The sequence below is a fragment of the Nocardioides zeae genome (assembly GCF_010686755.1).
Taxonomy (GTDB): domain Bacteria; phylum Actinomycetota; class Actinomycetes; order Propionibacteriales; family Nocardioidaceae; genus Nocardioides; species Nocardioides zeae.
In genome coordinates, this window is record NZ_JAAGXA010000012.1 from 1 (window position 1) to 16,835 (window position 16,835).

Sequence of the window (16,835 nt, forward strand, 5' to 3'; positions counted from 1 at the left end):
GCTCGGGCTGGTCGGGCTGGTCGGACCCGGCGGGCGGGGCCCACGGATCGCCCGAGGGCGCCTCGGCCCGGGGCTCGGCCCGCGGGGCCGGGGCGCTCGCGCCGTCGGAGTCGGTGGCCGGGGGCTGCGCGGGGCGCGGCGGGGTGGTGCCGCCCGACGCGCCCGGGTCCACGATCGCCTCGATGCGCCAGTCGAACCCGAAGGTGCGGACCGTCGCCTCCTGCACGACCTCGATGCTGCCGCCGGACTCGAACGACGAGCGGGCTCCGGCGTTGGCGAACCCGAGCGTCAGGACGCCGTCGGAGAACGCCACGACCTGGGCGTTCTTCGACAGGTGGATCCAGGTGACCCTCCTCATCGACTTCGTGGCCTCGACGACCTCGGGCCACAACCGGCGTACGTCGGCGAGCGTCATGCCACCCGACGACGAACCCGCGCCGGACGGGGCCGGCTCCGGAGCGGCAGGCGCCGGCGCCGGGGCGGCCGGGGACGGGGCGGCCGGGGACGGGGCGGCCGGGGCCACTGGGGTCGCCTGGGCGCCGCCGGGCACGACCGCGGTGGGCCACCCGTCGTCGGTGGTCGGGGCGTCGGCGTACGCCTGCTCGCCGGGACGCTCGCCCGGCCGGTCCGCGGGCGAGCCGGCGGGTGCGGCCGACTCGGTGCGCTCCGGCTCCGCCGGTCGGGGAGACGGCTGGCCGCCGTCGCGCTCCCCGGGGCGGTCGCCGGGACGGTCGCCCGTGGGCGCCCGGGGAGGCACCGGCGGCGGCTGGTCGGCGACGGGACGCGGGTCGCGGCGCTCGGCCGGGCGCTCGGGTGCCGGGCGCCTCGGCCGGGCGCTCGGGTGCCGGGCGCTCGGGTGCCGGGGGCGCGGCAGGGGCCGCGGGCTGGGCCGGCAGCGCGTCCGCGAGCCGCGGGCGCACGGTGCGCGGGGGGGCGGGGGCAGGGGCGGGGACGCCGTCGGCCTCGGCCGCGATCGCGGCACCGCCGGGCATCGCCATCCGCCGCTCGATGCGGTCGAGGCGCGCCATGACGCCATCGCTGGTGGAGTCGGCCGCGGGCAGCAGGACGCGGGCGCAGATGAGCTCGAGGAGCAGCCGGGGCGCGGTGGCCCCGCGCATCTCGGTGAGCCCCGCGGCGACGAGATCGGCGGCGCGGCTCAGCTCGGACGCCCCGAACCGGGCCGCCTGGGCGCTGAGGCGCTCGCCCTGGTCCTCCGCGACCTCGAGCAGGCCGGTCGCCGGGGCGTCGGGGACCGCGGCGATGATGACGAGGTCGCGCAGGCGGCGCAGCAGGTCCTCGGTGAAGCGCCGCGGGTCCTGGCCGACCTCGATGACCTTGTCGACGACGCCGAAGACGCCGGAGCCGTCACCGGCGGCGAAGGCGTCGATGACCTCGTCGAGCAGCGTGTCGGGGGTGTAGCCCAGCAGTCCGGTGGCCAGCGCGTGGGTCACACCGTCGGCTCCCGAGCCACCGATGAGCTGGTCGAGCACGGAGAGCGTGTCGCGGGCCGAGCCGGCGCCGGCCCGCACCACGAGCGGCACCGCCGCGGGCTCGATCGGCACGCCCTCGCGGTCGCACAGCTCCTGCAGGTAGCCCGACAGCAGCTTCGGCGGGATGAGGCGGAACGGGTAGTGGTGGGTGCGCGACCGGATCGTCGGGATGACCTTGTCGGGCTCGGTCGTCGCGAAGATGAACCGGAGGTGGGGCGGCGGCTCCTCCACCAGCTTGAGCAGCGCGTTGAAGCCCTGCGTCGTCACCATGTGGGCCTCGTCGATGACGTAGACCTTGTAGCGGCTGTGGACGGGCGCGAAGAACGCCTTCTCCCGCAGGTCGCGGGCGTCGTCCACGCCACCGTGGGAGGCGGCGTCGATCTCGATGACGTCGATGGAGCCCGGGCCGCCGCGCGCGAGGTCGCGGCACGAGCGGCACTCGCCGCAGGGGTCGGCGATCGGCGCCTGCTCGCAGTTGAGGGCGCGCGCCAGGATGCGGGCGCTCGTCGTCTTGCCGCAGCCACGAGGGCCGGAGAACAGGTAGGCGTGGTTGACCCGGTTGCTCGCCAGGGCGGCGCGCAGCGGCTCGGTGACGTGGTCCTGGCCGATGACCTCGGCGAACGTCTCCGGGCGGTAGCGCCGGTAAAGAGCGAGGGGGGAGTCCACGAGAGGCACCCTAACGAGAGGCGCTGACAAACCTCGACCGCAGCGGTCGGGGGACGAAAAGGCCCCCCGTGCACCCGGCAGAGCTCACTTACCCTTGCTGCCTTCCGGCCCTGGGGGAATTGGGCGAGGTGCCGCCACACGGGGGGTTGGCAGCGAGTGTAGGCGACCCCCCGAGCGAGCGACAACGCGACCACTCCGGACGGCGGAGCGCGGCGGACCGCGCCGTACGGCGGGTGCGTGCGCGCGCACCGGATTTCACCGGTCTCAGGGGAACCAGTACGCTCCTCGGCGGAGGTATCGCCTAGTGGCCTATGGCGCACGGCTGGAATCCGTGTTGGGTTAACGCCCTCGGGGGTTCGAATCCCCCTACCTCCGCCAAATGAGACACGTTCGAACCCTCGCCGAGCATCAGCCCGGCGGGGGTTCTTGCGTCTCCCCCCTCCCCGGTGGCCGAGCCTGTCCTGGCCCTGCCCGTGGGACTCACAGCGGCCCCGTCTCCCAGGACGGCGCCCACGGGCGCGGTGAAGGCCGCGGTGGCCGCCACACGCGCCGACGTGGCCGGGGTTGGCCTCTCCCCCGGCGCGCCCTCGCCCTCGGCGTCGGCTCGGAAGTCGAGGTCGAACGGTCCGAAGACAGCGGAGTTGAGCAGCTCTCGCGCTTCCTCACCCACCGAGGCGTAGAGCCGGTCGGCGTGGGTTAGGAGCGCGATGACCTGCTCCAGACGGGCGAACACCTCGTCGCTGGTGGTCTGTGCGTTGGCGATCAAGCGCTTGGCGTCAGCGATCTCCGCTTCCACCTGCGTCTGACGCTGCTTCAGCACCTCGACCGACACGGCATCGATCATGAAGGCGTCAAGCAGCTTCTGGCGGTGGCGCTCGAGCTCGGCGAGACGGCGGCGTTGGTCGACGATCAGGCGGCTGCGCGACTCAGCAGAGCGATGCAGGTCGCCACGCGCGCGCTTGCTGAACGCCTCGATCTGGTCATCGGAGAACCGGACGACGCTCCACCTGCGCTCGATCGCTTCCTCGACCTCGATCACCGACAGGTACGGCAGGTCGCACTGCGTGCGGCTCGTGTGCCGGGCGATGCAGTAGAAGTAGTCGTACTCCTCCGACTTCCCCTTGGCGGGAGCGAACCCCATCCGTGAGCCACACCGCGCGCAGCGCAGCGCGCCCTTGAGGTAGTGCTGGTGCCTCCAGGACCGGTCCCCCGCGATCCGCCGCGTGGCGAGGATGTCTTGAACACGCTGCCAGGTGACGTCGTCGACCAGCGGTTCGTGCGCACCGGCGTACATCGCCCCGTTGAACAGAACGAACCCCTTGTAGTAGGGGTTCGTCAGCAGTCGGTGGAGCTGGCCGTTGTTGATCGGCTTACCGACGATCTTGCGAGTGGTGCGTGACTTGAAGCCCCGCTCCTCCAGCTCTTTGCGCAGCGATCCGATGGAGTGCTCGCCGGTCGCGTACTGCTCGAACGCCCACTGCACGTGGTGGGCGCGGTCGGGATCGATGCGCACGGTCCGTACCTCGATGCCTTCGACGCGCTCGATCACGTTGAGGTAGCCGAGGGGGCGACTCCGGGTGTCCCGCCGCGGCGGGCCTTCTCGGCCATCCCCTTCTTCGCCTCGAACGAGAGGTTCTTCGAGTAGTGCTCCGCGATCGCGGCCATGATGCCATGCAGCAGCGAGCCGGACGGCGTGTCGTCGATCTGCTCGCTCGCGGAGACCAACGTGGTCCCTGAGAGGTGGAAGATTGTGGCGATCTCGGCATCGTCGATGCGCGAGCGCGCCAACCGGTCCAGCCTCGTTGCTGGTGCGATCGGCGTAGCTGTCGAGTTCCTCGTCGGTCGCGACAAGGAGGCAGCAGAGACGGAGCGGATTAGGTCCGCAATGAAGGAACTGACCACAGAATTTCGCGACGCCGTCATTGAGGGATTCGCCAACTCGCCGGAGGGTATGCGAGGCGTGGCTACTGACCAGACGCTAGACAAGCTCGCAGCTAACGCACTGACGCTTCGGTTGGGCGATGATCAGCTGGCCGGCGAGCTCTAGGCCGAAATTCGCGATCAGGCCATCGGCGCCGAGCGGTGCGGCGGCCGCTTAGCGGCAGCTCCTGATGGGTCTTGTCGATACTAAGAGAAAAACCAAGAATCAGACCGCTCGACGTCAGGGAACTGCCCGGCAGCAGTCTGTTCCAGAGACTCGGGAACTTCGCCTTCCCAGTCATCCTGGAGAACAATTCCCAAGTGTAGGCGACGAGGTGCTCGCCTACGGTTACAGGGTAAACCGGCTCAGTGTTCCGCTGGAGCAGCATGCTCGATGGCAGCGTCTCGGCGAAAGTCACCATTTCGGAGATTCGAATCATTGCAGATAGATTATTGAGCTGTTTTTTGACCATACTGTCTACTTCTTACCAGAATTAAGCCCTAGTAACGCGACCGGTTCAAGATGCCAGAAAGAGGTCCGACACCGTTCTTCTTGTTGTACGGGATTGCTCCATCGTCGTCACGAACTACGACAATGTCACCCCATTCATTGATGCCGACGTGGACCTTCTTCTTCTGGTCTCGTTCACCAATGATCCCAGAGTAGAAATCTGTTTGCATAGTCCCGGTGTCACGACCAAAGCAGAAGCCGTATTTCTCCCATCGCGGGATACGATCGACTATCTCGATATTGCCATTCTTGCCACGGTAAATCTCAGTTGCGCCAACAAGCTCGGGATCATCGCCGACCATCGCAATTACGCCGCCACGTATGACGAGCAGGTCATCTGTGCCATTACCACTTCCATAGAGCACATGCGTGTCATCACGACAGGCAATGTATGGCCAAACTCCCCTCTCCCCCGTGACCCTTCGCTCGACGAACCCATCTGCGTCTCGGTTTGTTAACTTCGCCATCGTGCATCACCTTTTCAGTGAATTAATCATCGGCGAGTTGGACCAAGTAGTCTCTCACAAATTGGGCATCACCGTCCTCCGCACTGACGTCGTGCTGCACCCATACCGCTTCGCCAGTTGCTTCCATCCCCACCCTTTCGGACAGGTCGTGACCGGCGTCGGTGAACTCGTCGAACAACAACCGGTAGCCGAGCTCGGGGTCCTCGCGGTGACGGTCGAAGATCGCGTTCGCGGGGTAGGCCTCCCGAGTTCGCTGTCGGTGACGGATGGCGTCGCCGGCCGCGGTTCATCTAAGGATGAACCGCGTGGGCGTTGCGAAGAAAGGTGACGATCACCTCGAGCGCGGCCCGCACTTCTGGATCCCGAACAGATGACGGCTCGAGAGGGTCGCCCGCCGACGCGATGATGAGGTCGGCTGCGGCACGAATGGGTCGCGACTCCCGGACCCGGCAGACATGCCCCGCGGCCACCACCAAGAGGTACGGACCGCCGCGCGGATCGTCTATGACCTCGAGCAGGCTTGGGTCTCTGAGGACGACCGGTCCCGCGACGCCGACCGCGGTTGATAGCGGGGGCACCACACGAAATCCTCCTGCTGTCGCCCTCCGGACGAGCGAGTGGTCGCCGGACATCTTGTCGCCGCCGTGGTGGAGTGCGCAGTGGAAGCTGAACCCTGGGCGGCCGTCGGAGCGCGCCGCATGCCAGTACGGATGCCTCCACGAGAGGGTGGAGCCCGCGTCCCCCCGCAGTACCGCGGAGGGCGCAGGAAAGACGCTCGGTGCACTTCGGAGATTGTGGTGGGAGCGGACCAGATCCGGCCCGCCGTTCTCCGCTAGGTGCGCCAAGGCATCAAAGTCCCATAGAAGCATCTCTTTAGTGCCGCAGAGGACCTGCATCCACGTGTCCGCCGAGTCCTTATGCACGGACGTGGGCCCATCACGGTACTTTCCCAGCACGACGAAACAGTCCAAGAACTGCCCGTCCCTAATTTGGTCAGTCCCCAGCAGCAGACCTAGCTCCCTCGCCCAGTTGCGCACTTCGGCGAATACTCGCGCGTCGAAGGACTGAACGGAGTTCACAACCAGGCACCATTCGCCCGAGTCTCCGATTCTCGCGTCAATTCTGTCGATGAAGCTGGCGAGTCCGGAGTCCTCGGGTCGAGGCAGGAACGCCTCGACCTCTGGAAGCATGCTCGTTCCCTGGAACAGCTTCCAGTCACCTCGGCGGGCGTGAGGCGCCCCCTGCGCCACCGCCGTGGCGCCCGAGACCAGCGCACTCCACAACTGCTCTGGACTCGCAACGAGCGGCACGTCTCGGCGCGAGAAAAAGGAAGCCGAGTCGCTCATCGGCTGCTCGTCCGGAAGTAAGTCAACGACGAGCTCTCCCGCTCGACTGCGCCCTCGTCGACCATCAGTCTCCGCAATGCAGCGAAGTCATCAAAGTAGAGCGCCAGCAGACTGTTCAGCTCTGGCTCGCCGATCCCCTCTTCCGGCACGAGCGTTGCCGCCAATGCTGCAAGCTCGCTCCGCGCGTGCCGATCCTTCGGCAATGAACCCAGGCGTCCCAGGGTGAACTTGTTCGCAAGTCGCGATCCAGGCTCCAGCCTGGAGTCCAACCCGTGCGAGCGAGCCAATTGCGAGGCAAGCGCGTCCGCGAATCCCAACGTGGCGCGCACGCCTCCCTGGCCGAGGTCGAGCAAGCCCGCTGACTGGAGTCGCGACACATCCTTGACGACGGTCCGGACCGGAACCCCTAGCCGTTCAGCAAGGGCATCGAGGGTGATCCCCGGATCCTGCGAAGCGACGAACAGCACCTGCAGCCTCTGCGGTCGAGACAGAGCATGAAGCACCTCGGCCGCTCTTAGGCACTCGTGGACCATCTTGCCTCCCTTTCACCGGACGATCTCGAACGTGGTCTCGGCAGACCGCTCGATACGACGAGCCACCGCAAGCAACTCCTCTCGACGCACGCCATCGATGCCTCGCAGCAGCTCTTTGAGTTCATCGATCCCGAAGTGCCGCGGCGGATCTGCCAGCCCATGAAGCCCTCCGGCGAAGCTCAGCGCACTGCTCGCGTCGAGCCACGAACGTTGGAGGATGATTCGGGCCACCCCTCTCGCGCGCTCAAGCCGCGGAACCGGCACCTTGTCGACCGTGCTCTCCGACAGAACCTCTCGCACCAGCCCGCGAAGTCGGTCAACGTCACCCGGACCCACTTCGGCCACGACCACGAGCACACCGTCCAGCAACTCAAGGCGGCAGTCCCAAACGTAGGTCATCGCCAGTTGTTCACGCGAGCGTTCTGCAGCCAATGAGCCGTAGGGCCCCAAATATGCAGCGTTCCACAACATGAGCGTCGCCATCTCACCGAACCGCGTACTGCCCAGATCCAGACGACATTGGTAGTGCAGAAGCTCCCCCGTCGCGCCCTCGCTGCGTTCACGACACACGCCGGGCGAAAACCCACCGTCGGCCGACTTCCGCGATGGTTCGATCGACCACCGTTCCGGATCATTGGAGGCGTCGCTCGCCGTCACCGCAGCGAGTTGGCATGGCTCCATCGGGCGGCCCACTGGGTCGTGTGCCTGCACCAAGTGGCGTGTCGTCACGACTCCACCGCATCCCAGCCACGCTGCTAGACGCGCGTGTTGTCGAACATCCATGCGTTTGACCAGGTGCGGCCACTCGTGCGGTTCGACAACCCCGTCACACGCAGATGCGCAGCCGCTCTCGACAAGTTCCACGATGTCATCGAGGGCGCTCGGACAAGCGACGTCGACGTCGATATCCAAAGCCGCGGCGCGGTCGTGCCCAGCCACCGTCACATTCACGCCACGCGGTGCGCACGCCGCGCGAAGTCGGGCATGGCACCGTCTGAGCCAGACGGTCGCCAGCTCGCGATCGTGCGCTGGCCCCGGGGCGAAGTGGAGACGAGCGCGCGTGCGACCGGGGCTCGTGACCTCCACGCCGACAAGTCGGGCCATGATGCTTCACTCACCCGCCTGCGACACTGTCGCCGAGCCGGTCGAAGAACTCATCGGCCTCGCGAACGCTCGGCATCCAGCTCGGTACGCCGTAACCCCGCACGCCGAAAGCCCCGTTCAACGCGCTCGCACGTGCGACGTAGTCCATGCTCCTTGCCCCGCTCGACAGCGGACCCGCCACACGCGACGCCGCGCTCATCTTCCAGACCTGTGCGAGCTGGGCGACGGAGGGCGGCCTGCTGTCCTTTCTCCTAGCCAGGAGAACACCCAACCCCCTCGTGGCCGGGCCAAGTCTCGCACCAGTCCAAACCACTTCTAGGGGCCCACCCGTCGCCCGGGCGACGGACGAGAGCGTGTGCGCGATGCTGACGCCTGCGGGGTCGGTCGCCAGGGGCACGGCCCAGCAGCGCAGCGAGCCGCGGACGGCTTTTCCGCGCCAATCACCCTCCGCCCTTCCTGGGCGGCCATCGAGATCTCGCCGCGCGACGTACCCGGTCAGATCCTCGACCAGACCACGGCAACGATCCCGGGCCTCTCGCACGTGTTGCCGTCCGACGCAGAGCGACAAGGCAACCCCGCCTTCAGTCATTCGCGCCGCGTGGGAGACCACGCTCGCAACATCGGGTGTCCGCGCCGAAGCATGCGACTCTAACGACAGGAACTCGTCGACGATGGCACCGACAGACCATTGCCCCGGGCGCGGCGTCGCACCTCGTGCCTCGAGCCCGATCGCTGCAAAGCAACTTCTCACGGTGGTCGCGTCGATGGACTGACAACGGTCGCGCACCGCGTGGATGATCCGACGCAGGGAGGGCACAAGGTCACGCCATTCGAAGCAGTAATGCCCGATGACGGCGTGGGGGTGCGTCTCACCCCAGTGCACACCAGGCGGCGCGTACGGCGAAGTAAACATCAGGTGCTCCACAAGGTGGGTGAGGCCGTGGACTGGCGGCTCTTCGTCGCCGTATCCGAAGTTGACAGCGACGCAAACCGACACGAGGTCAGCGTCATACGGGTAAGCTTCAACGCTCAGCAGCAAATTCGCCGCCACCCCCGTCCGCCCCAGCGGGAGGCCCCGGCCGACTGATCAGCGCGATACCAGCGGTGGCAAGAGCAACCGTGACAACACCGGCCACCAGAAGAAGGGCCGCCGGGTGGTCTACCGCAATGAGACCCGCCGCCCCATAACCGACGACGAAGCAGCTGTTGACGACAGCACCCACTGCGGCGTGTGCCCGCCCGAGCGCACCATCCGGTACCCGGGTCTGCACCGTTGCCCGGAGCAGGATCGACGTCAGAACACTCCCGACACCAGCCAGTGCGGCGAGGACGACCACGAGGGGGAGCGAGGAGGTCGACCCCCACAAGCCGAGCGAAGCGCCGAGCAGAAGCATCCCGGCTGGAACGAACCGGTGCGGCGGATCCATGTCGACCTTGGACGCCACTACGCCCGCCAGGAGGGCACCGAGGCCCCACGAAGACACGACGAACCCGACCTCCGCTGGACTCCCCCGGAGCACGTCGAGCACGAAGAAAACCAACACGACGTTGACCATGGACGTGACGACGACGGACGCTGCAACTAAGGCCACCACGGCAAGCAGTGTCCTGTCGGCGTAGAGGTGACGGAACCCCGCGAGTGCGCCCTCACGGGCGCTCTGCGAGGCGCGTGTGGGGCTCTGTCGCGGGAGCAACGCAGCGACGAGGACCAACGACAGCGTGCACGCGCCGGCGTAGAACGCCAGGGCGTGGGCGGTGCTGGACACGGAGACGAGAAGGCCCCCCAGCGGTGGCCCTCCAAGTGTGGCACTGCTCCGAGCAAGCTCCAGCGCGGCGTTGGCACGGCTGGCACCGACCCCCGACGCGAGGTCAGGGAGCAGCGCATAGACGACAGGAATCGAGACAGCCTGACAGGACGCCACGACGAGGAGTCCGACTAGCAGTAATATCTCGTGCGAGGCGAAAGCCATGGCCAGAAGCGCAACAACCTGGAGCGAGAGCGCCGTTGACAACGTTCGCGGCGGCGCGAACCGGTCCGCGATTATTCCCGCGAGCGGTGCCAGGAAGATGAAGGGGAGCAACTGCGCGAGCAGCATCGAGGCGACCAGCGAACCCCTACCCGTGCCGGCGAACTCAAGCAGGAGCGCAACACTGGCCACCTCGTCGCCAGCAGCAGCGACCAGGAAGGCCACCCACAGCGCCGCCGGCCGCACGCGCGCCCGACGGCCAGAAGAGATCATGCCGCGCCCACCATCACGTAGTCGCCAGCGCCGCCAATCATCCGGATCTCGCCGAACCCGGCACGCCGCAGGGAGGCTGCCAGGTCCTCCGGCTGCCATACTCGGCGCAGCTGAGTCTCTATCTCTCCCTTCCGCCACTCCGCATCGGCGATCGGTGCCAGCGAGTCGGCGCGGCGACGGACCTGCACGTGCTGACCGCACCGACACCTCGCTCGAGCCTCGAACACCCTCACCTGAAACCCTCGTCTGGGTCCGGAGTCGAGAGTGAGAGTGTGCCGGAGCGACATCGACATGCTCCCGTGATCCTCGCATCGACCAGAAGCACTCAGCGCCACCACTCCCCCGGGTTCCAGGTGCGAGCGGAAGCTGCGCAATGCCTCGCTCGCCGCATCGTCATCGGCGATCAGGCTGAAGCTGTTCAGAGGGCAGTACATCGACGCGTAGCTCCGCAGGCCGGGGGACAACGGTGCGAATTCTCCGAGGTGAACCGGGGCATCCAGACCACGCTCCACCAGCCCCGCTCGACACGCATCGACCATCTCGCTCGAGAGATCGATGCCCTCGACCTTGATCCCGTCTTGCACCAGTTCGATGAGGAGACGGCCATAACCGCAACCCAGCTCCAAGGCCGGCATCGCGGCCACATCGGCGTACGCGCTGAGGACGACCCGGCGGAAGATTCGATCCTCACCGAACTGTCGGCCAGAGGTCTGCTGAACGAAGACATCGCCCAGCAGGCCGCTGTAGAAAGAGTTCACGGACGCTGTGCTCAATAGAGCACTCCTTTGGTGGACGGCTGTGTTGAGGAGTACGTGTGCGCACTCTCGATGTGGGCCGCGTAGGCACTCACGGTTCCTTCGACCACCCCAAACAGTTCATCAGCCTCGTCACGGCTGACCGTTCCTGACTCCGCGATGACGGAAACCGGCAGGTTCGCGTGATCCGCCTCCGTGTCGTCGACCTCGTGATCTCGGAAGCCCTGGAGCACCTCCCCCGGCACCCCGTGCACGTGGTGCAAGCAATCGAGCAAGTCGCGACCACCCTGGAGGTCAAGTCCCGGGGGGAACTGGCTGACCTCTGGTAGCACGAGACTCGCGGCGAACTGATTGACGCCACGACGCGCGTGATACGCGAAGAGCTTCGAGTAGTTCTGAGTCTCAGCAGTACCGCGCTCCGCACGGATGACCTCGACCGGCACGGGCCCCTTGGCCAACCCACCGAGTAGCATCTCCCCGTGGTCCGCCTCGACCCGGTAGAAGTCGGACAGGAGCGCGTGCTGCCGCTCAGTCATCTGGTGATCAAGAACCGCAGAACCCGTCCACGACGCCGACCGGACGACATGGAACGTCTCGATCAACAAGCCGATGGCCAACTCGGGATCTGGCGGTCCGGTGACCAGCCTTTTCAGAACCATCGACTTCCTCACGACGTCGGCGATGAGCCGACGGTATGACGCCACCAGGCGCCAGCCGATGTACTCCGCGTCGAACTGATCCACCTGAGCGTTTCGCGATTCCACCAGCAGGCCGTTCTCCAGGAGGTAGCGCCCAGCCGCGATCGCGCCACCCGGGAACAGGCGGTCAACCGCAGCCCAGAACGAGTCTGCGTCGCGGGTTCCACCGAAGAGCGTGTCCAAGTGGTCCTGCGTTAGCTGCGCCCGAACTTGCACGGTGTGAGAGAAGATCCTGTTGCGCAGCTTGAGGAACGACTTCCCCTCAAGGGTCGACACACTGTCGTCCGTCGTCAGATGCGGTGACAGCAGCCGAAACGCCGCATCCGTCGTCATACTTTCACCCCGATCCTTCCCTGGTTCGAAATTCGTGAGAAGAAGGGTCGAGGTGTCGGCCCCGAGAAGTACTCGTCCACCGCAGCGGTCGGACCGCTTAGTTTCCCGTAGTCATCGATGATCAGGATCCCCCCGGGCCTGAGTCGGGGATAGAGGACCGTGAGCTCCGCCATCGTCGACTCGTAGAAGTCGGTATCGAGCCGTAGGACGGCGATCTCATGGGGTGACTTCGAGGTCAGCTCGTCCTCGACGAAACCTTGGACGGTGTACAGGTTTTCCTCCAACGCACCGCAGGCGAGCATCTTGTTCCGCACATCGACGACACCCGCGCCCCTCATGAAGCAATCGGACACCTCAGCCGGCCGGTAGGAGGCGCCAGGCGCCAGCGTCAAACCGTCTTTGTCGTGTCGCGTCGGCTTCCATGACCACTCGTACGTGTCGTAGAGCCAGAACTCACGAGAGTGGGCTTCACGTCCCGCGGCAAGCGCCATGAGCATGGAGCTACCGCCGCGCCACACGCCGCACTCGGCGAACGCACCGGGAATCCCCGCCCGGACCACGTGCTGCACAGCCGACCAGGTGGCGAACATCGCCGGTGGCGAGGACAGCGTGTCGCCCCGAACCGTGCGGGCGGCCGCAGTGAAATCCGCGTCAGCGTCCAGGTCCGGATAGATACCAACCACCTCAGGCAACTCAGCATGGATGTCCCGGAGTGGTTCGACGTCGCCGATCACGCCGAACTCCCGAAGCTTGTCGAGAGCTGCATCAGACGAACGGTCGCGCTCAACCGCGCCCGTCCTGCCGCTTGCAACATCGCCGATCAACCCGACGACGCTGTGACCGATTCTCAAGGAACAACGAGGCTGGTCGACGTGACCGACGCGATATCCGTCAGACGTGCGAAGCAGATAGGTCCCGACAGCGAGATCCATCATTCTCTCCTACACTCGCTCGATGGCGCCGAATTGATACAGGATGGTGGAGATCGCCCTGACCTCTGCGGCTGAATCACACGCGAGACCGAGATCGCGGGGAACGTCTTCGATAAGTTGCGGACTACGCAAGCGGTCGACGTAGTCCGCGATCGCCGCCGCGTCCAGGTAGCCGTCGACCCGGGCCACGTGACCATTGGCCACCAGAAAGCGGTGACCATCGCGGGCCGTGGTGACGAGGCAACGACTCGGTTCTGTTGCCTGAACTACGTCGGATCCACGGACGCGCCCAGGAATTACGGGCGGGACGACGGAGAAGTTGGACGCGGTCGTGCGTGCAATGCTGCGCAACTCCAGCTTCTGCCGTACCGCATCCGCTGGACCTGGACTAATCAGAAGCTCCAACGCTTGCTCTGACGCGATCCTTTGCGCGGTCTCGTCCTGCGCATACCGAGAGGTACCAAACCTACTCTCACCGATTCGCTGCATCTCGCGAATGATGCTGCGCCAGACGTCAGTGGAGTCGTAGAAGGCGAGGTGCAAAGTTAAGGTATTCGACCAGTCAGATTCAGCGCAGTGCCAGTAGGAGGACGGCCAGAAAAAGACCGAGCCGGGGCCACCCTCCAGGACATGCTCAGCCGGCGGGGCGCTGGCAAGCGTAGGCTCGTCGAGATTGACCTGCGCAAACGAGGCGGCCTCGTCTGGGCGGAACGTCTCCCGTGACCAGAGGTGGAAGCGTTTGAAGCCCGTGACGACGTAGGTGACCACGTCCGCTGTGTCCCGGTGAATACGGGTCGGCGCCTCTCCGTATGCGCTGGCGATGGCGTGGCAGTCCGTTCCGCCCACGGCGCCGTGACCCACCAGGGATGTAAGCGACTCAGCCGTCGCGCGAAGACTCCGCCAGGCCGACCAGTCGAACTGCTGCAGCGAGTTGACAGTTAGCGCGAAGCTGCCTCGGCCACCGGGGTTGATCCGCGCCGCGTAGTCCGCGACATTCCGATCACTACGAGCGGGGAGCGAGGACTGCAGGAAGGAGCCGTTCAGAACCTGGTCGTCCCGGAACATCCGCACATCATTAGGGTCGCGAAGTCCCCGTCTCCGCTCTGAGGCCCGAATCAGTAGCTCGAACACCTGTGACTCGTCGAGAGGACACTCTGCTTCCCACCGTAGGGGAGCCGCCCGCGCGCCTGCGGAACCGGAGCGTCGTGTTTGTGGCGTCGTCAAATGGACTCCTCCACTGCCCGCAGGTATGGCGCAGCGGCAGCATTCTTCGCCACGAGCGTCGCGGCGTGGTCCGCCATGAGCCGGTACGGATCGTCGTACCCCTCGGCGCGACAAAGCGAAACGAAGTCCTCGCCGGTGGCACCGCTCCAGAGCACAGCTGCGAGAAATTGAGCATGTATGTTCGGCACGTACATCCCGGAGAAGACGTCGCGCCGCCTGAACTCGTCCACGACGTCCCGAACCGACTCGATCAATCCATCAGCACGGAGCTCGGACATCCGACGCAGAAGCATCTCCATGTCGGCCTCCGGGATGTCTGCGAGGTCGCGCAGTGCGTGAACGAGAAACGTCGCTGGGGCCTCACGGGCTGCTAAATCCAGTGCATCACGAAACAGCTTCTTGTTTGCACGCAACAGCAACTGCAGTCCCGAGAGCCAGCGCGAGACGGTCGACTCGCTCTGAAAGGCAGCCGGTACGTAACGGAGGCCCGGGACCATGAAGTCGTAAGGGCGGTGCTCGGCATCGGAGGGGTGAGTCCTGCAACGCACCGAGACGGTCACCGCCGGCTTCTCAATCCAGTACAGCTCGTGGGTCAAATTCGGTGATATCTCATGGACGTCCGGCACGCGCATAATCTCACGGAGCTTCTGGGTCAACGTCCCTGTGCTGGTCACGTCGTCCCAGGCCCGCTCGAGGTCGTACTCGTATGCGACGTGAAGACGTCGGCCACGCATCGCTGCGAACGCGCCACACGACACGTGGCTGTGGATCGAGCACGCGTTCTGTAGCCAGTAGATGACGTCGACCCGGAAGTTCTCACTCTCGACCAGAGTGAGTCCCGGGTGACCGAAGTTGTTGTCCCAAGGCTGCGACGGCATGCCTGCCGGGTTGCTGACGATCTCGTGCAGCAGCCTCGCAGGATCCACATTGAGAAGCTCCCGGGACTCTCTCAGCTCGGCAGCAGCGAGGGGTCCGATGTGTCCGCCCTCTCTGGCCTCGGGCTGGGACCGGTCAATCCGTTCTTCAAGTCTTGCAGCGAACTCCTGGAATTGATCGATGAGCATGCCTGTCCTCTCGAGCTGTCAGACCACTATTCCGTCAGTCCATGGGGCACCTAGGAGTGCTCTTCCTCCCCCGTACTCAGCTGGTTCGGGCGCGATCGTCGCGCCGGGTACGAGGACCCGAACTGCATACCAAGCCGGGCCGTTTATCGGGAGATCCACAACGATGACCTCCATTCCTCTTTCTTGAATGCGCCGCGTGATACGAGTCAACTGGGCGCCGGCACTGTCGCTCGTGGCGGCATCAGGTTCGCTGGAGCGCCCGACCGGCTGCGCGTCCAAATACGAACGAATCGCGTCAGTCACCCGCTGACCCGCCCATCGATAGGGGGCGCCGTGCGTCATCGTGCGGACCATCTGCAGATGGATCTGAGACGCTTCGATCACTGATCCGCACGTCGCATCTGCGACAGTTGGGCCGGATCCGCTCCCGCGAGAGAAGGAGTCGTGCTGGGGGTCGTAGATGAAGGAATGCACGCTTTGGACGGGGCAGTCTTCCCAACGGATCGCCCACAACTCCCGTGCACCGAGGTCGATGCCGAGGCGCTCAACGACCCGATTGATGTCGACCCTCACGGCGGGCCGTCGCCACATGAAACCCCTGTAAAAGCTGTCACGCTCCAATACCTCATTCAAGCCGCGGAGCACTGCGTCCTCCCAGCTCGTATGCGCGGCCAGCCCGGTGGTGACCCCTGACGTCGTGGGCACCGCTGCTGTGACCGGCGCGGCAACGACATCGACGGGCACCAGCACGCTCTCGCCCGTTCCGAGGACGACGCCGGGCACGTGAGTTGCGCGTTCTACCCGCGAGTTTCGGTCACTCGAACTAGCGTCGGTCCAGCGAGATCCGTATGGGTGGAAGTCCGCGACGTCGTACACCCTCGTGCCGGTGTCGGCACGACGCAGAGGTCTGCACGTCTGGTTCACCAATAGGGCGGCGCTGCGTTCGACGGCCTCTCCGACCATCGAGATCCGAGCTTCAGCTATTGACACCCCCTTCCCGGAGTTGCCCTCCAGGTGTTCGACTCCCGCCGCCGGCGTACGACAAGAAGCCACGTAAGTTCCTGGAATGGACCCGACATCGAGGCGTGCGTTCCTCAACGCTCCCCAGGTCCAGCTTTGGCGTTCCAGCAGCTGCTGAGGGGAGGAGCGAGACAGCGTGTCGGCCGTTGGAAACTGATGCAGCCGTCCGTCACTGACCGTGACCGCGCTATCGCTGTCTTGGACTGCTGCACGCACCGCACGAGCAACAGCGGCTGGCGCCGCGCGAATGGCGTCGACCATGCCCGTGGGCCTCCGGGTGACACCAAGATCGTCGAGCCTGGTCTCGAATGCCCAGTGCGGACGATCTCCGAATGATCGGCACTGATCTGCGGTGGTAACCAACGGACCGACGTACGCACCCTGCTCAGACGCACCAACGAGAAGGATCCGGAACCGCCGCACCAGCCGCACCATGAGCTCAACATCGCACTCGTTGGTGGAGACGATGAGCAGCATCCTCCGGCGTATCCCACGAGCTGCTGTTGATGATGGAGGTCGGTCGAGCGAGCCC

14 protein-coding genes, 1 tRNA gene, 1 other RNA gene and 2 pseudogenes are annotated in these 16,835 nt (G+C 65.8%); 3 read left to right on the forward strand and 15 right to left on the reverse strand.

Going from position 1 to position 16,835, the window contains the following annotated elements; translation table 11 throughout:
* Both G3T38_RS21830 and ffs read right to left on the reverse strand, forming a co-directional pair.
* Positions 1-2,159 (reverse strand): annotated as a pseudogene (locus G3T38_RS21830) (DNA polymerase III subunit gamma and tau); the annotation flags it as partial.
* Between the two features lie 54 nt (positions 2,160-2,213).
* An RNA gene (gene ffs / locus G3T38_RS15970) (signal recognition particle sRNA small type) lies at positions 2,214-2,304 on the reverse strand.
* 142 nt (positions 2,305-2,446) lie between these two features.
* Here ffs and G3T38_RS15975 point away from each other — a divergent pair.
* Together G3T38_RS15975 and G3T38_RS15980 are read left to right on the forward strand one after the other, a co-directional pair.
* Positions 2,447-2,534: transfer RNA gene (locus G3T38_RS15975), tRNA-Ser, on the forward strand.
* Positions 2,535-3,024: 490 nt separating this feature from the next.
* Positions 3,025-3,303, forward strand: coding sequence for a hypothetical protein (locus G3T38_RS15980; RefSeq protein ID WP_163773324.1), 279 nt, complete (start codon positions 3,025-3,027; stop codon positions 3,301-3,303).
* On the opposite strand, the pseudogene G3T38_RS22900 reads toward G3T38_RS15980, so the two are convergent.
* Both G3T38_RS22900 and G3T38_RS21835 read right to left on the reverse strand, forming a co-directional pair.
* Positions 3,223-3,705, reverse strand: a pseudogene (locus G3T38_RS22900) (recombinase family protein); the annotation flags it as partial. The gene G3T38_RS15980 and the pseudogene G3T38_RS22900 sit on opposite strands and share 81 nt — an antisense overlap.
* Positions 3,702-4,007: a recombinase family protein gene (locus tag G3T38_RS21835; RefSeq protein ID WP_338037704.1), complete on the reverse strand. Its 306-nt coding sequence runs from the start codon at positions 4,005-4,007 to the stop codon at positions 3,702-3,704. The pseudogene G3T38_RS22900 and the gene G3T38_RS21835, both read right to left, overlap by 4 nt.
* On the opposite strand from G3T38_RS21835, the gene G3T38_RS22775 reads away from it, so the two are divergent.
* Positions 3,907-4,203 carry a hypothetical protein gene (locus G3T38_RS22775; protein WP_163773323.1) on the forward strand — a complete coding sequence of 99 codons (297 nt, stop codon included), beginning with the start codon at positions 3,907-3,909 and terminating at the stop codon, positions 4,201-4,203. The genes G3T38_RS21835 and G3T38_RS22775 overlap by 101 nt on opposite strands.
* A gap of 374 nt (positions 4,204-4,577) precedes the next feature.
* On the opposite strand, the gene G3T38_RS16000 is transcribed toward G3T38_RS22775, so the two are convergent.
* From G3T38_RS16000 to G3T38_RS16050, 11 genes are all read right to left on the reverse strand, one after another.
* Entirely contained in the window at positions 4,578-4,952 is a 375-nt protein-coding gene (locus tag G3T38_RS16000; protein ID WP_163773326.1) for a hypothetical protein, read from the reverse strand.
* Positions 4,953-5,344: 392 nt separating this feature from the next.
* A complete protein-coding gene (locus tag G3T38_RS16005; RefSeq protein ID WP_163773327.1) occupies positions 5,345-6,400 on the reverse strand; it encodes a hypothetical protein in 1,056 nt (351 codons plus the stop codon).
* Complete coding sequence (locus G3T38_RS16010) at positions 6,397-6,867, reverse strand: DUF2087 domain-containing protein (protein ID WP_163773452.1); 471 nt, start codon at positions 6,865-6,867, stop codon at positions 6,397-6,399. The genes G3T38_RS16005 and G3T38_RS16010 overlap by 4 nt, the downstream gene beginning before the upstream one ends.
* A 78-nt stretch (positions 6,868-6,945) precedes the next feature.
* Positions 6,946-7,872 carry a peptidase M16 family protein gene (locus G3T38_RS16015; RefSeq protein ID WP_163773328.1) on the reverse strand — a complete coding sequence of 309 codons (927 nt, stop codon included), beginning with the start codon at positions 7,870-7,872 and terminating at the stop codon, positions 6,946-6,948.
* Between the two features lie 1,187 nt (positions 7,873-9,059).
* Positions 9,060-10,277 (reverse strand): MFS transporter, encoded by a 1,218-nt coding sequence (locus G3T38_RS16020; protein WP_163773329.1) that lies wholly within the window; start codon positions 10,275-10,277, stop codon positions 9,060-9,062.
* Positions 10,274-11,035, reverse strand: a complete 762-nt coding sequence (locus G3T38_RS16025; RefSeq protein WP_163773330.1) for a methyltransferase domain-containing protein — start codon at positions 11,033-11,035, stop codon at positions 10,274-10,276. The genes G3T38_RS16020 and G3T38_RS16025 overlap by 4 nt, the downstream gene beginning before the upstream one ends.
* A gap of 11 nt (positions 11,036-11,046) precedes the next feature.
* The gene (locus G3T38_RS16030) at positions 11,047-12,063 is read right to left on the reverse strand and encodes a hypothetical protein (protein ID WP_163773331.1); all 1,017 of its coding nucleotides are present in this window, start codon (positions 12,061-12,063) and stop codon (positions 11,047-11,049) included.
* Positions 12,060-12,995, reverse strand: a complete 936-nt coding sequence (locus G3T38_RS16035; protein ID WP_163773332.1) for a TylF/MycF/NovP-related O-methyltransferase — start codon at positions 12,993-12,995, stop codon at positions 12,060-12,062. Before G3T38_RS16035 ends, G3T38_RS16030 begins: the two co-directional genes overlap by 4 nt.
* Before the next feature lie 9 nt (positions 12,996-13,004).
* Complete coding sequence (locus G3T38_RS16040; protein WP_163773333.1) at positions 13,005-14,060, reverse strand: cupin domain-containing protein; 1,056 nt, start codon at positions 14,058-14,060, stop codon at positions 13,005-13,007.
* Between the two features lie 155 nt (positions 14,061-14,215).
* A complete protein-coding gene (locus G3T38_RS16045; RefSeq protein WP_163773334.1) occupies positions 14,216-15,283 on the reverse strand; it encodes a hypothetical protein in 1,068 nt (355 codons plus the stop codon).
* Positions 15,284-15,301: 18 nt separating this feature from the next.
* A complete protein-coding gene (locus G3T38_RS16050) occupies positions 15,302-16,780 on the reverse strand; it encodes a YcaO-like family protein (protein ID WP_163773335.1) in 1,479 nt (492 codons plus the stop codon).
* Between the last annotated feature and the right edge of the window lie 55 nt (positions 16,781-16,835).